The following is a 14,886-nucleotide window of genomic DNA, read 5'->3' on the forward strand; positions in this document are numbered from 1 at the left end:
AGCATATCCCCTCAATCTATAGATCAAATCTATCTATAACAATAGATTAGATTTCCAAGTCAATTTGATAAGAGTGAACATCCCAGTCAAGAACTTCAACACTCACACTCATATAAATATCATCATTTGTCAAAGGTTCGTCCGGCTTAATTGGTGGTACCGGTTTATCATCTGGACATGGGTCCGGATTATTTGGGTTCTCTTTACCTGGTTTTTCCGGGAACAATGGGTTCCAGTTGTGACCAAAAGTCAAGAAGTTATTGATATGAACATGATAAACATTGTTTCTTAGTACCGGAGAATTAATTGCTTTGGACCTATTATCCTTAATATTATCCGGGTTGAGCCATGCATAGTAGTAAACAGCTCCATGGAGATATTTTCTATATCCTTGACCTTTAATACCACCTAATTCCTCAGTAACAGCACCAACTGCCGTTTTATATATCTTACCATTGTCACCAAGATAGAAAGTGTCATTACCATTTTTATTATCATCTCCTTCTGGCAAGGTTGGTACACCAATAGCGCCTTCATCCGCAGTCTTTATTTGGTCAAAAGTTTTTCCGCCATCAAAAGTTTTTCCTTCATTCTCAGGTTTTTTTGAATACACAACATCAGTATAGCTTTCTGGTTTTGGTACAAATTTACCCTTCACAAGTATATAAGCTGTATTAGCCTTTCTAAAGCCGGTATTTTCTCTATCATCTGCTACTTTATGGTTATTTGGGAAAACGAACACAGGATCAAATCCCTTCAAATCTTTCATTTTATTCGAATAAGTTCCCAATTGCCCAACATCATGCTTATCGAAAAGGTCTGAATAGTCGTACCACTGAGCCATACCTGCATAAGGATCTACTCCAGGTATAAAATCAAATCCTGGTGTATAGAAGAATCTATTTGAGGGTTCTCCAGTCCACTCCTGTCCAAGGGTAAATCCTCTACCACCTTGCGCAACAGCAAATTTCAAATCTGTGAGTTTACCAAGAGATTTAATGTCGAAGCCATCCTTATTTGTTGTTTCACTTTGGTTTGCTGTAACAATCACACGAGCAACGACACGCTTAACTTTCGATATGAAATGGTTATCACCATTTTCCATAAGGGCTTCCCTTGAAGATACACCGTCTTTAATTTCTATGAGTAACTCTGCATCATTATTATAATCAGCATAAGTGGTCATCAAGATGTGATCTTTAGGTTTACTAGGTTCAGTTTCTTTGTCATATTCTGCTATAGCAGCGATTGCCTTTAGATTTGCTTTAGCTTTAGTTTCATCAAGATTATCATTTTCTGTTACAGGAACGGCACCTTGGCTATAGTCTGTAGTATACAAAACCGTAGTATTTTCTTGTAATGCATGCCACTTTTCTCTAAATTTTTTTGCCTTTAGACCAGAAATAAGACCACTGGTAGGATGAGCAGTAGCAGTACCCAAATATTCTGTAACTTTAGGTGACCGTGACTCGTTGACTACTACATAAAGATATTTTTCACCCGCTTGCGTTTTAATAGCTTCTTTTGGAACATAAACTGTAGCGTTGCGTTCACGTTTGCTTAGAAATTTTCCAATGCCCATATTATACTTATGTACCTCACCTTCAGGATTCTTATCAACAAGGTAGATTGTAAAGTCTTTAATTTCGTCAATACCTTCCCATTTACCTGCCTCATTGTAATCAGTACCATTCTGATCACCACGCATACCTCCTTGCCCGTTGAGAGCAATCGATACCATAGCATAGGTGTTTGCTTCTCGGCCGCTTCCTTCATCAACCCCCTTATCGTCTTTAGTACAAGAGGAGAAGAGACCTACTGCAGCCATCAAAGTAGCTGCCATTGTCATAAACTTTTTCATACTCTTTTAATTTAGGTTATTAAATATTTAATACTTTCGCTAATACTTTCTATTAGTCTTTGTCTTTTTATTGTTTTGATTGTTCTACTTATTCTTTATACATCGAGATCTACCTGATAGCTGTGTACGAGCCAATCGTTGATCCATATTTCTGCGACCATATATCCTCCGGGGCAGTTGCACTTTTTCATTTTCAGCAGCACCTCAAAGTCATTGATACATCTGAGGTTGATATTTGCTGCGGCATCACTCATCAGTATCGCTCCTATCAGGTCACATTTAAACGACTCTTCCTGTGTTTTGATATTGTAGACAGCCAGTTCATTGTTCATTCCTGTGATTAGTCTGAGTGTTGTAAAGGAGGCAAAGAGGTCTTCTTCGTTTGGGAATTTCTCATTGCTTGGATACTTCATTTCTGCCGGATACTGCAGCTGCAGATCTCTCCTAATATCCCCATTCAGGTTATATGTACCATTGTTTGATCTGAGTACTATTTGGAAGTTTCTTGGCTCTTCGAGCCCTACAGCTCTTACATTTACTCTGTTTGTAAACTCTCTTAGATTGATCTTTGTATGTGCATAAAACTGCACCTCTTGACCTATCTCGAAATCCTTGGACTTTCCTTGGTATGCCACCAAGCCGGTAATATCCTGTGCTATTTTGTTTTTTGACTTTATTCTGAAGAGCATCTCCTCTTCTTTGGTCTTTCCCGGTGCTATATTCTCTATATCGAAATACTTATAGAGGTTGGCCCATGCCACGACACGGTATCTTCCGGGCTTTGGTACCGGCATAAATATCTCTTTGTCTTTGGCTGTCTCGACATCTTGTAGATCCTTGATATGCATAAGGGTCCCTTCTGAGTCAAACAGCAATAGCTTGAGCTCTTTTAGCTTTGGATATGAAGCCTCAGATGCACATTCGACGCTATCGAAGAGGTTGATATACACTCCCCTGTTACAGTCTTTGAGGTCATCAAATATCATCTTCTTACATCCGGCGAATGTTGCCACGAGGGCACATACGAGCACGAATGTCATTACGAGTGACAATGAGCCCAACTGCTTGGTAATCATATGATGGTTATACTTTCTCATCACTTGTTTCGTTTACTTTTGTGTTAGCTCCAGAAATATCTGCTCAGCCTCTTGCTGCCTACCCGTCTCATTGAGTGCGATTGCTCTGGGCATCATCGCCTCTCTCATCTCCTTGTAGGGCTCCAATATCTCAAGCACCTTGGCATAGTTTCCCTTGCCATACTTAAGGATTGCATTGGCATAGTTGAGTGCCGCCACCCGATCGTCTTGGTAGAGCTCATAGGCCTTTTGGTATACCTCGAGTGGCGATTTGCCCTTGCTTATCCTCTGCTGTGCCAGTTTGTAGAGCTCATGGTGGCTAAGCAGCTGAGGCGAATTGTTAAATATCCTCTCCAGCTCTTGGTCAGCAAAAAATCTCACGGCATATCCCATCGTGAAGGTGGTCCTTCTGAGTTGTGGATAATAGTCTCTGACCATCTCGATATAAGGTCTGCATCCGTCATAAGATTTGAGTGCTGCCTTACGAGCCTGCACATTGGGGTACTTGTCTATAATCCCGAGCATAGCCTCCGCATACGAAGGTCTGCTCTCCTTAAGCACCTTGACAAGCCCGTTCCAGTCCTCTCCAAATCCATTGACACTCATGTTTGAGACCTTGCGCAGTGCCGGGAACTTAGATATCACGTAATTCGATAGTGCCAGCGATCTATTCTCCGACAGCCTCTTATTGCCTTCTGCCGATCCTTCCGGCGAAGCAAAGCCCTCGATCACGACCTTATCCATGGTAGCACCTTCGTAGCTTAGAGATTTCTTTACGAAGTCGGACAATCTTTTGAGCTCGTCCCTGTTGTTTTCGAATGCCGCATCGAGTCTGCTCTGTGCACAAGGGAAAGTCACCTTGCTCTCAAACTTCTCTTCCAGTCTCTTCTCTCTGACAGCTTTTGGCTCAACAAAGCTGTATCTGTAATCATCTTTCGAAAATGTCACAATATCCGGAAGGTTGATAGCACCCGCCAATTCACCCTTGGGGCATTGAGCACAACCAAATATCTGCTCACTTACCACAAAGTCTGACTTTGCCATCCATTTCTCATAAGGGAATTGGAATGTGTATAGGTGCTTATAAGGTACCTTGTGTACCGTACTTACGAGTGGCATACGGGTATCGTTGCCGAGAGCCACATTTCTGGAGTAAGACTTGTACCTTACCTTCCCCATCACAGCAAAGCTCTCGAGGTCTATCTGCTGCTTACCGTCTCTGCTGACAAGCCTTGGAAATGCCAACACAGCCTGCTGACATTTGACAGCCCCTTTGGGTACATCGACTTCGTAAGATATGGTAAGCATTTTGCCGTCTTTGGAGCGCTCCTTCGCCACCTTCGCATAGCTTAGCTTGGTAGGTGTAGCGATGGGCTCCTGTGCCGTAAGGCTCAGACCCGACAACAAGATTGCTGAAAATATGATGTAAATAATGCGTTTCATCGTTGTTTGTAAAGATCTATACTAAGTAAATTGACTTATTTCAACATAACTATAAGAGACAAAGCCGCTTTGGTAGGGCCAAAATAATTGGCATGACCTTCGCCTATCTTCTCCGAGCAAGTGGTGCAATAATACTTGTCATAAGTAATCCTTGCCGCTCCCCAGCCTACCGAAGCCTCCATACTGAAGCGATTCGAAAGGATCCAATGGTAGCCCACACTCAATCCACCGCCCCAATAATGGCCTTCATATCTGTGATCCTGCATCCTTACCCCATGTTTTTTGATAAAGGGGATATTGACACCGGAGACATTCATCATACCACCCAGGGCATGAGCTCCCAAAAAGAACCCGTTGAAAGATTCGCAGGTCCAATATCTAATCTCCGGCTGCACAAGCCAATGACTCCATTTCTTATTCTTATATGAAGAGGATGTCGGATCGGTCGTATAGAAGAAAAAGTTTGCCCCTGCCTGCACGTCAAAGGTTACCTTGCGTGACAGAGCCACCTCCAACGATAAGTTGGGGGTACGAAGAGCATCATACGCCAAGTTGTTTTTGATTGCCACCTTCTGTCCGGAAATTCCACAGATTGACAGCAGAGAGATCAATATGACTAAACAAGTTTTTTTCATATTATCGTATTTCGATTGTATCGATATCCTTTATAATTCACCAATAACCATTATTCTATTCGGTAACCATTATCTTCGATCCGGTGACTACTATCTTTTGATATTTCGACAGTAAGGCACCCGCACAAATTGCAGAGCGATTTATTAGAAATAATCGCATTTACATACTTAAATAATAGAAACCAATCGTGGGTCTATACATACCTAATCATTATAGTCACAACACCTGAGCATAAAGTTTCTCCACAGACGAGATACTAACCATACAACATACACTCAGCATTCACAACAACCGTGAAAGTCAAAACCAATCACACGATTGCAAAAGCCTAAAAACCAAATCAATGTTATGCTACAACAGAATAAAAAACATGATAGCTATAACAAGAAAGGCTTTTCTACAAGATCTGTTTCTGTTTCGGAATACCATTTCACCGGTATGAGATACAACACGAATAAAACTACAAATGCCATAATCAATCGGTTCAAACAATATCAAAAACAGCAAATCCTATTACAATATTCGTTAAGATATTACAAAGATTGAGTTATAAGAGCATAGCACTACTTAAATAACTGTCAGATCTGAAAAAATAAACTAACATACAGTTTACATTCAGATAGATTCAATCCGGATTTGAAATCCTTAAATCAATCTTCTCTATCCTATTTTGTCCCACAAGGATGAAAATAAAATATAACATGAACAAATATTTTGGTTAAAAACATATTAAAACATTTATTTCCATATACAAAATGATAACAAAAGTCACACAATAAACAAGTACAATCTATCTCGATATACCCCTATCATTCAATCTCTTAGAGATCAAACATATTAGTAAAACATCAATATAGTTTATAGAAAATCAAATAAACAGACAGAAATTCATATAAAGATTTATGACTGACACATAAATCAAAAATATCTTTTCGAAGATTATTATATGCAACTAATTGATCGTAAACAGTTAAGCGACAGTTTTGCTCTTGATTATTCACTGACATATCCTCTCACGACAATCACAGAGACGGCTACGCTCCCCAAAACCCACAAAAAACAAATTCGCAAATGACACCTCTTGCGATCGCTATATCAAGGAGTTTGGAAATGTGTAGATATAGAGAAATTGCGCCCGGGCAGGAGCGTCATATTTTGAGCTTACACCGAATCGGGACAAGCTGACATTGCGAAAGAGAATCCTTTTTAGTACCTTAGGCAGAGATAATTGAACATATAACCATGGAAATAAGCATATTATTTACCTTCCTTTTGATGATTGTGTCGCTTGGCGGACTACTCCTCCGGGCAGGTAAGATATGTCTTGTAATGGATCAAAAGAGAGACGCCTTCCCGGGCATCAAATACGATCTCGCAAACTATTTTTCTCTTAGGGCTGTGAAGCTCGTAATGAGAGAGGTCTGCCTGCTAAATGCTGCTGCCTTAAACGCAGATTCAAAAGCGGATCAAACAACCTTTATTCAACTACAAAATCACAAATTCGAGGGTTAGGGTCATCCGGCCTTCTAACCGACTTCGCCCGTTTTATTAGTACAAAAACGGGCTTTTTTATGCGCTATTTTAACAAATAAGCTCGCGCGAGAAGCAATCTATCCTCGCGCGACTTTCGATCTGATCTCGCGCGACCTTGACATGCGAAGTCGCGCTACTTCGGGTGCAACCTCGCGCGAGGTTAGGTTCAAAGTCGCGCGAGAATGGATTGAAAGTCGCGCGACCTTCCCCAAAAAGTGGCCCGAAAGCTATTTTTAAGCCGCCGAAAGACAAATAAAAAGCCGCCTATACATATATTAACATATAGATAGTACGAAACCGTCCTATCATATTTGGGCTTTATAGAGAATAAGCCTCTTTTGAGGTCAAAAAAAGGCTGTTTTTCATCTTAAGAAAGGGCTGAAAATATGTACAATATTTATCTCTAATCGGTTGCATTTTAATTGGATTTGCACCCTCTTATTCTATATATTTCTGCCTCCCATATCGGATGCTCTCATCCACCTAATGAAAGTATATTCGGTGGAGGGTGAGCAGGCTCGATACCACCCTCCATAAGATTGCCCCGGCTTGGCGAAGACCTTGCAAGATTGGGAGCAGCCAAACACTTCCACCAATCTGTCAGCACTTTACACAAGAGAAGAAGGCTTTGATCATTAGAACCAAATTTGCACCCTCTTATTCTATATTCTGCCTCCCATATCGGATGCTCTCATCCACCTAATGGAAGTGTATTCGGTGGAGGGTGAGCAGGCCCGATACCACCCTTCAATGAGATTGCCCCCGGCTTGGCGAAGGCCTTGCAAGATTGGGAGCAGCCAAACACACTTCCACCAATCTGTCAGCACTTCACACAAGAGAGGAAGGCTTCGATCATTAGAGCCAAAGTGGACAGCATATCAAGTTTTGACCCATTTGTATATTGAACGCGCGTGAGAGAGAGCGAAACAGTTGTGCCAATAGTGTCATATTGGGGGCAAAAAGCAAGGTTTGAACCAACTCTCGGTGGTGTGCCCCTCTTTATGTTTACAATACTTACTATTTTCTTTTTATTTCTATGTAAGTACTTAATATATCATTGAATATAATTGAATTTGATTTGACAAAGTTTGATATAATTGAAATAATCAGTACCTTGCGGAGCTATTAGTCAAAAACAATCAGACTAATATTGTAGCGAATAGGAGATGCCATAAGATGGTATACTATTCATTATAAGTATGTTAGTAATCCTCATTTTCAGGATTATGGTGTGAGTATATAGTTTGGGTACTGTCATACTGATATGCAGTATTTGCACAGATAAGGATTGATTATCTCTTAACTTTGACCAATAATGAAGACAATGTATTGGATGGTCTTAAGAGGGGCTATATCTCTTTCGGTGTCTTGTACGCACCATCTCAAGACAAATAATAACGATATAAGAAGGTACATTCCTTGCTGTAAGTATGTTAGTAATCATCAGTTGGGAAGTTACACAGTGTGAGTGCATAGATTGAGTACTGCCACACAAACATGCAGTACTTTGTAATGATGAAGGATTTCGGTCAATGTCAAAAGCAGAGGTGATACTCAAAGACACATAGCAAAGGTGTCCATTGTAAGCGATGTTCGTACAGGCTTAAAGAAATACCTCTTTATAGTAGTTGGTGGCTCCCCAAAGGAGTTATAAATGTGTATAGAATAATAATTATTGATATGCGTGTCATTAAAACAATCTCGTTGTACATTATTTTGCTGCTATGTTTATCTTGTGGCAAGGCTGATTATGAACCACAACCTATCCAACAAGATACCATCGAAAGAACTGTACATGTCAAACTGAATGTAAACACACTGAAGTCTACCCCGAGGGCTGCATATCCCAAAGTTCAGACAGCATTTGATAATGAAAAAGGAAACGAAACAAGACTCAACGAGCTTAGAGTAATAGTATTCGAACATGGGGAGAGTACATCCGTGCTCAATCTATACTTTGCAAAAGATGCAATCAATGACAATCAAATCAAAATGAAGTTGTCATCTATCAGATACTACGACTTCTTTGTTATTGCCAACGAAAATGCTGTCGAGACAACAACGACTAACAGTCAATTACAATTTCTAAAAAACCCAACAATTACAAAAGATCAGTTGCTTGAGGCCAATGTGAAGTGCGTAAATATTAGTGACGGGCAAGACAATAAGTCTTATGCAGGGATGTCTACGCAAGATCCATCTCTTTTGATGACTGCACAATATGACAATGTCAGAATAGACCTTACGAAACCTCAGCCAACAGGTAGTGATGGAACAGAAAAACATCCATTCAAACTTGATCTCACAGACCATAATAAAAAACAAAGACCACATTGCACTCTTACTGATCGTTCAGGAATAGAACTGATAAGAGCATTGGCAAAGGTTGAAGTGGTCTTTAAAAACATAATTATGGCAAAGAGAGACTATTCATGGCAGGACTATACCTATTCTTACGCCCTGCCACTGGGATTTAGCAAGAAAAACATTTTAACAATGTGCCTACTAAATATTCCGGAGAAATACCTACTGTTTCCGCAAGCAAAATACTTTACATCTGATAAAGTCATAATAGAAAGCCCAAATTATTCTTTTGTTATTGACGACGACCATCCGAACCCCATCGAAGACTATATAGTCAAACCGGAAGATAATCAGGATGAAATACCAATTGGGGGAGTACTAATGACAGACTACAGACTGGTCTATTATATTCCGGAAAACTTAATAGAAAAAGGTTCATCTGGGAAAGAATTACTATTCTATTTTCATTATGGCTTAGCCGGAGGAAACAGCAGTAATAATATTGAGAAAACAATAAGTCAGCTCACAAACGGAGCTGACAATACCCTGGAGGGATGTGACTATGCATATATGTTTGAGGATAAAGAAACATCCCGGCCAAATACCAATTCCATATACAGAAACAGGCATTATAAGCTGACAGTTAATTTTAACGGGAAGAATAGTTTGGACGGAATAGAGCTTAATATATTATAATTCTAAACAGAAAAATCTATGAAGAATATGAGATATAGCATTAAGGCATTGATTTTTGTGATGCTCCTTTTGTCAGGTGTTACAAAAATCGTGGCTCAGCAAAAATCAGATTTTAAGATAAGGACCGAAATTAAACATTCGACATGTAAACAGAATGGAGAGGTAACCATATATGTTGACAATATTTCGGGAAAGGATATAAAGTATGAAGTTGTCGACTGCAATCTATACAACGAAGAAGAGAAATCGCAGACCAATATGAAAGATGAGGTAACCAATAATAAGTTTGGCAACCTGCTTCCCGGGAAATACACAGCAAAAGCTTCTGTCAAATTAGACGACGAAAATAAACTAATAGAGCTTGTTCCAGTTGAATGCGTTGTGCTGAACCAAGCAAGTAAATTTAAAACTTCTGTCTTTTGTGTTCGAAAGAATCTTCCTGATTACAAGCCAAAAGGTAACAGTCAAATTTATACCGGTATTATTTCTATACTAACACCAAAAGATGGTAAAGAGTATGAGATAAATATCAAGGGATATCCAAAAGAGTATACAGGGGTAAAGCATTTGAAACTTCCCGGTATAACCATGGATAAGGATAAAGATAAGGATAAGAATAAGGAGGAGCCCGATCCTCACGAAACAATAATTTATGGCTGTCCTCCGGGCGAGTATACGATTGTCGTCTCAAACGAATGTAATGATGCGACAATGAAGGTTAGTGTGGAAGATTTGCCTAAAGGATATTGTCCGGGAGGTGAAGAGCTAATGGTAAGCAAAAGCAATCCTTATCTTGAGCAAAAAATGGAGCTGAGACAAGATAGTTGTGGATATGTCACTTTTAAATTAGGTGCTTGCGAAAATGACCCTAGCAAATATTTAAGCAATCTTGATGCGATAGCAGAGTATTACGATTATGCAATAATACAAGGAGACAGAGAGCCCAAGATTGAAGACTTTAAGCCATTCCCAAAAGGAACGGCCATAAATAGAGTCGAAAGTCCAACCGTCCACAGTATCAGAAGAATTAGCTCAAGTTATTTTCAGGTGACATATGCTTTGTCAAACATGGACTTTGAGAATAAGAAATCTCAATACAAGACATTTGATGATTATAAAAAAGAAGACTTACCATGGGTTTATATCAAACTTAAGGGTCAATCGAATTGGTGCAAGGATCCCAACCATTTGACGAAGAGAGCAACTTTCGAAGCCAAAATGATCGATAAGACAATGGTGCCGCATCCTTGCTTTAAATCAGGAGAACTTCGTATCACAGCCAATAAAAGAGATCGTGCAATATTTTGCTTCCCTTTGACTATAACGGTTGAAAAAGACGGGAAAAAAACAGATGAGAAGAAACTTGTTGATTATAATGAAATTTCCATTTCGATGGAAAAAGGGCATGAATATAACATTATAGTCACAGATAATCTTGGACAAAAAGAAGTGCACAGAGAAAGTCTCAACAAAATAGGATATAATCTCACAAAAAGTGTCAATACACATTACACCCCTTGTGAAAGCATTGTAATAACAGCAAAGGCGTATTTATCCCAAAATTATAGTAAAGATGGTTATATTGATGGTCATATTGAGACCAATTTTCAAGGTTCGAGATTTCGTATAAGAGAGGCCCCTGAGGATTACAAGCCGAAAGACTTAGAAGAGAAAGAGAAATATGCAGAGGTCGGGGAAATCTATGACTTTGAAGGTAAACTTGGTGATTACATATGCTTTCTATCTAAAAATGGTACAGATCGATATTTAGAATGGAAATATCCCACCAAAGGGGGGACATTTGTATTTGAACTTTTCTCACCGTGTAATGAGACTGATACACCAAACAAAACATTTACGATGGATGTAGAAGGAGTGAAGGAAACAATTTATCATCCGGAGAACTTTAAGCCTGTTTTTAAAAAAATTGATTGCCAGCACATAAGATTGTATCCCTTCAAAAAATCCGGCACCCTTGTAACTTATGGTGGCAAGGAAATGCCTCGTGCGCTGAAGCTGATTGTAGATAAAAAAACCCACGAGCATACCAAGGTAAATATCCCGAAAGACAAGCAAAATGATTATTATAATTATGGATATATCTCTGAAGAATTGGTTGACCCTAAGTCAACAGATCCGGAGGTAGCCAAAAAGCCTGAGGATATCTATATCGAATTCCAAAATTACGATGCAACAGTTAAATTTCAACTCATCACGGAAAGATATTCAAGTGAATTTTGTGATACATACGTTCCAGTAGAACTTAAAAACCTGAATTTAACCTATGATCGTGATCGTTATTTTGCTTACTCCTGTCCCGATCGAAAGACCGGTCAGATGAGGATTTGTCCAATCAACAATGTTGGTCCGGTAAAACTCTCCCTTTTTCATGATGAAACAGAGGCTAATAACGGCAAAAAACCTATAGCTGAGTCAGAGGTGGCAGAAGATGGTGGATGTGCTCTATTTAATTTGGGGGAGGCTGAAAATGGGCAACGTGATATTCAGAATTCATACTTTCTTAAGATGGAGGACCAATGCAAAAATGGATCAAAAGACAACATCACTGTTTATAACATTGCTCCCTCAATTGTCTTTGTTAACCATGGCGAGAACAGACTGGTATGTCAAGGAGATAAAATCACACTCAGCACAGTCAAACTTGGTGATGATGATGGTGATGATAAAGTTAAATACATTTGGATCTGTCCAAATCGTGAGGAAACATATAGCGGTCGCGAGATAGTTATAAAAAATGCTGATGTTTCTAAGCATTCCGGACAATACACTCTTAGAATAGAGAATATTAAATGTCGTGGCGAAGAAAAGCTTGCAGAAATAAACTTTGAGGTCTATGTCGCACCCGATGAATTGTGGTGGAAAGAAGATGCCAAAGATTCAGATTGGCACAACTCAGAAAACTGGGAGGATAAAAATGGCGAGAAAACCAAAGGTATACCTTCCCATTGTACCAATGTACATATCCCCTCTACAACTAAATTCTTCCCGGACCTTTATGCCTATGAAAATGGTACGAGATGGGAAAAGTTCGGCACACCCTCATGTAACAATATCTATTTTCACTATGGAGCAAAATTGCATGGTCCTCATCTCTTGAAATATGTCAATGCTTATGTTGATTACAATTTTGGTTATTATGATGATGAAGGAAACCTTGTCTCAAATAAGATAACACATCACGAATCAGCAGATCAATTAAAGATGTCTCGTAATCGTTGGTATATGCTGGCTGTACCACTTAAGGGGGTCTATAGTGGTGACTTTGATTTGGCAGGGAAACCCTTTATCTTCAGCAGATCAATTAAAGAAATCTGGAATGGCAAGCTTGAAGCGGTTAACTTTAATAATATTTATTCAAAGCTTAATCATCAAATAACAAAGTTAAAATTGTATACAAATCCATTTTATCCGATAGAGAGACTTTTGGGCTACCAATCATTTAATGCTATTGCCTTAAAAGCTGCCGGCTATATGGATAAGACCGGTTATAAGAATCAGGATAACCTCAATACTTTAAAAGGGATCATACGTATTCCTTACTGTGAAGATGAAGATAGAAAGGCCGCATATCCTCTCCATAGATATATCAAAGAAAAGCAAGAAAGTATACTCTACTATTATGACTTTAAAACTTTGAAACCGATCAATAAATCGGAGACTTTGGAAAGAAGTCCCCTAAACTATAGGTTTGTTTTTGAAACAAACGACAATGCACCGGAAGAGATTACATTTACAGCTAAGGGTAGTACGATAACTAATCTTGGATATGAAATGGCTTATGATACTTCAAAAAAATGGATGATGGTCGGTAATCCTTTTATGACAGATATCAACTTCAATAATTTCGTACAGGTTAATCCATCCATATACCCATACTATTATATCTACTCAGACGAAAAATGGTTGGGATATTCATCAGAGGCACAATTATCTGAAGGAGCAGAAAGATTGCATTCTGATGGTGAAATAATAAGTCCTTTGCAAGCCATTTTAGTAAGATGTAATCAAGCTGGTAAAGAAGCCAAACTAATATTTCCGATAGAGGGGGACTACAATATTCTTATTAAGCCCGGGAAATTGGTTCCAAGATCGACCTCAACTTCCATCGACCAACAGAAAGTGACTCCTATGCATCTTCGCCTAAGCAATAGCACCAATCAATTCTACGATGCCTATATAGCATGGGGGCGCAAAGGGAGCTCGATGCCTGCAATTGTCTCACCGGAGTCCGAAGACTTGCCTATTGTCTATGTCAGCTCCTCTGATGGCAGAGAAAATAATATGTTGAATTTTGATGAGGAACTTCAAGACTATTACAATATCGGTATCTCTTCTTCTCTTATGGGTGAGATGACGCTTCGATTTGATCATTATGAGGACAAAAATCTGGAATGTCTCAAGCTAATTGATAAACAATCAAACAAAGTAATAGATCTAATGACAACCCCTGAATATAGATTTATGCACAACCCTCTACAAAATGAGGGGAACCGTTTTATGCTTGTTTGTAACAAAGACCTGCCTCTGACAATTGGCAAGGTTGAGGATGATTGTTTTAAGATTTCAGATCGGGGTGATGCACTTGTTATTGACAGTGACAAGTCTATTTTGCGTGTTGATTTGTATGGTATGTCAGGAGAGTTGCTTTATTCAAAGTCCGGTATATCGGATAGGAAGGCGACTATTCCTCATCCTGCAGGTACTCAAGAAGTAATGTTAAGAGTGGTGTTGGAAGATTGTACCACTAAGTCATTACCAATCAAACTAAGATAAAAGCTATCTGAAGCTCCCTTTTGTTCGGAGTAGCATATATCGATAGTATAGGCTGCACACTGAGATGATTAGATTTCTACTCTCTCTTTGTGCAGCCTTCATTTTATCCCGGATTTGTCGTTAGATGGCAGATTCTAATGACTGTAATCTGGCATCACTTCTCGATGCAAAACCATCTATCATCCCTTTAATATTCATGCGAAATGGTGATTGAAGGCTAAACCATACTAACCCAATTCTATGAGACTGATATAAATACCCATAATGGCTGTTAAGACTAAAGAAACGCTTAGAGGTAATTTTTGATAGTAACGATATATTCCACAAAGCCTAACTTCCTTGCACTTTTTGGAGATACTACCGAGATACTACCACCAATAGGGAACTACCCATCAACGGGTAAGGTGGTAAGAGAAGGGTAGTATCCCAAAAAGTGTGTAAAGGAGGTTTATCTTTGAGTCAAAATTAATCATTTCATTTCATTGTTTTGTTCATCCGTCAGGCGGACATGAAAAACACCGGGGGGATTGGCGTCCGCCCGGG

General features: G+C 39.2%; 7 protein-coding genes. 3 read left to right on the forward strand and 4 right to left on the reverse strand.

Going from position 1 to position 14,886, the window contains the following annotated elements; genetic code table 11:
* Positions 1–46: 46 nt before the first annotated feature.
* The 4 genes from ACFO3G_RS02495 to ACFO3G_RS02510 form a co-directional block, all read right to left on the reverse strand.
* A complete protein-coding gene (locus ACFO3G_RS02495) occupies positions 47–1,861 on the reverse strand; it encodes an Mfa1 family fimbria major subunit (RefSeq protein WP_380077671.1) in 1,815 nt (604 codons plus the stop codon).
* A gap of 95 nt (positions 1,862–1,956) precedes the next feature.
* The gene (locus ACFO3G_RS02500; protein ID WP_380077673.1) at positions 1,957–2,958 is read right to left on the reverse strand and encodes a FimB/Mfa2 family fimbrial subunit; all 1,002 of its coding nucleotides are present in this window, start codon (positions 2,956–2,958) and stop codon (positions 1,957–1,959) included.
* 12 nt (positions 2,959–2,970) lie between these two features.
* On the reverse strand, positions 2,971–4,380 hold the full coding sequence (locus tag ACFO3G_RS02505) for a DUF3868 domain-containing protein (protein ID WP_380077675.1): 1,410 nt from the start codon (positions 4,378–4,380) through the stop codon (positions 2,971–2,973).
* Positions 4,381–4,415: 35 nt separating this feature from the next.
* Positions 4,416–5,015 carry a DUF3575 domain-containing protein gene (locus ACFO3G_RS02510; protein WP_380077677.1) on the reverse strand — a complete coding sequence of 200 codons (600 nt, stop codon included), beginning with the start codon at positions 5,013–5,015 and terminating at the stop codon, positions 4,416–4,418.
* A gap of 1,243 nt (positions 5,016–6,258) precedes the next feature.
* Between ACFO3G_RS02510 and ACFO3G_RS02515 the strand changes: the two genes are divergently transcribed.
* The 3 genes from ACFO3G_RS02515 (at position 6,259) to ACFO3G_RS02525 (ending at position 14,343) form a co-directional block, all read left to right on the forward strand.
* Complete coding sequence (locus ACFO3G_RS02515) at positions 6,259–6,528, forward strand: hypothetical protein (RefSeq protein ID WP_380077679.1); 270 nt, start codon at positions 6,259–6,261, stop codon at positions 6,526–6,528.
* Positions 6,529–8,229: 1,701 nt separating this feature from the next.
* A complete protein-coding gene (locus tag ACFO3G_RS02520) occupies positions 8,230–9,549 on the forward strand; it encodes a hypothetical protein (protein ID WP_380077681.1) in 1,320 nt (439 codons plus the stop codon).
* Between the two features lie 27 nt (positions 9,550–9,576).
* Entirely contained in the window at positions 9,577–14,343 is a 4,767-nt protein-coding gene (locus tag ACFO3G_RS02525) for a hypothetical protein (RefSeq protein ID WP_380077683.1), read from the forward strand.
* Positions 14,344–14,886 lie beyond the last annotated feature (543 nt).

Origin of the sequence: Falsiporphyromonas endometrii (assembly GCF_042654485.1) — a bacterium.
Taxonomy (GTDB): domain Bacteria; phylum Bacteroidota; class Bacteroidia; order Bacteroidales; family Porphyromonadaceae; genus Porphyromonas; species Porphyromonas endometrii.

What these genes read in the sequence shown, in the direction of transcription:
- ACFO3G_RS02495 (WP_380077671.1), bottom strand. Translation starts at nt 1,861, where the DNA reads ATGAAAAAGTTTATGACAATGGCAGCTACTTTGATGGCTGCAGTAGGT.
- ACFO3G_RS02510 (WP_380077677.1), bottom strand. Translation starts at nt 5,015, where the DNA reads ATGAAAAAAACTTGTTTAGTCATATTGATCTCTCTGCTGTCAATCTGT.
- ACFO3G_RS02500 (WP_380077673.1), bottom strand. Translation starts at nt 2,958, where the DNA reads ATGAGAAAGTATAACCATCATATGATTACCAAGCAGTTGGGCTCATTG.
- ACFO3G_RS02525 (WP_380077683.1), top strand. Translation starts at nt 9,577, where the DNA reads ATGAGATATAGCATTAAGGCATTGATTTTTGTGATGCTCCTTTTGTCA.
- ACFO3G_RS02520 (WP_380077681.1), top strand. Translation starts at nt 8,230, where the DNA reads ATGCGTGTCATTAAAACAATCTCGTTGTACATTATTTTGCTGCTATGT.
- ACFO3G_RS02515 (WP_380077679.1), top strand. Translation starts at nt 6,259, where the DNA reads ATGGAAATAAGCATATTATTTACCTTCCTTTTGATGATTGTGTCGCTT.
- ACFO3G_RS02505 (WP_380077675.1), bottom strand. Translation starts at nt 4,380, where the DNA reads ATGAAACGCATTATTTACATCATATTTTCAGCAATCTTGTTGTCGGGT.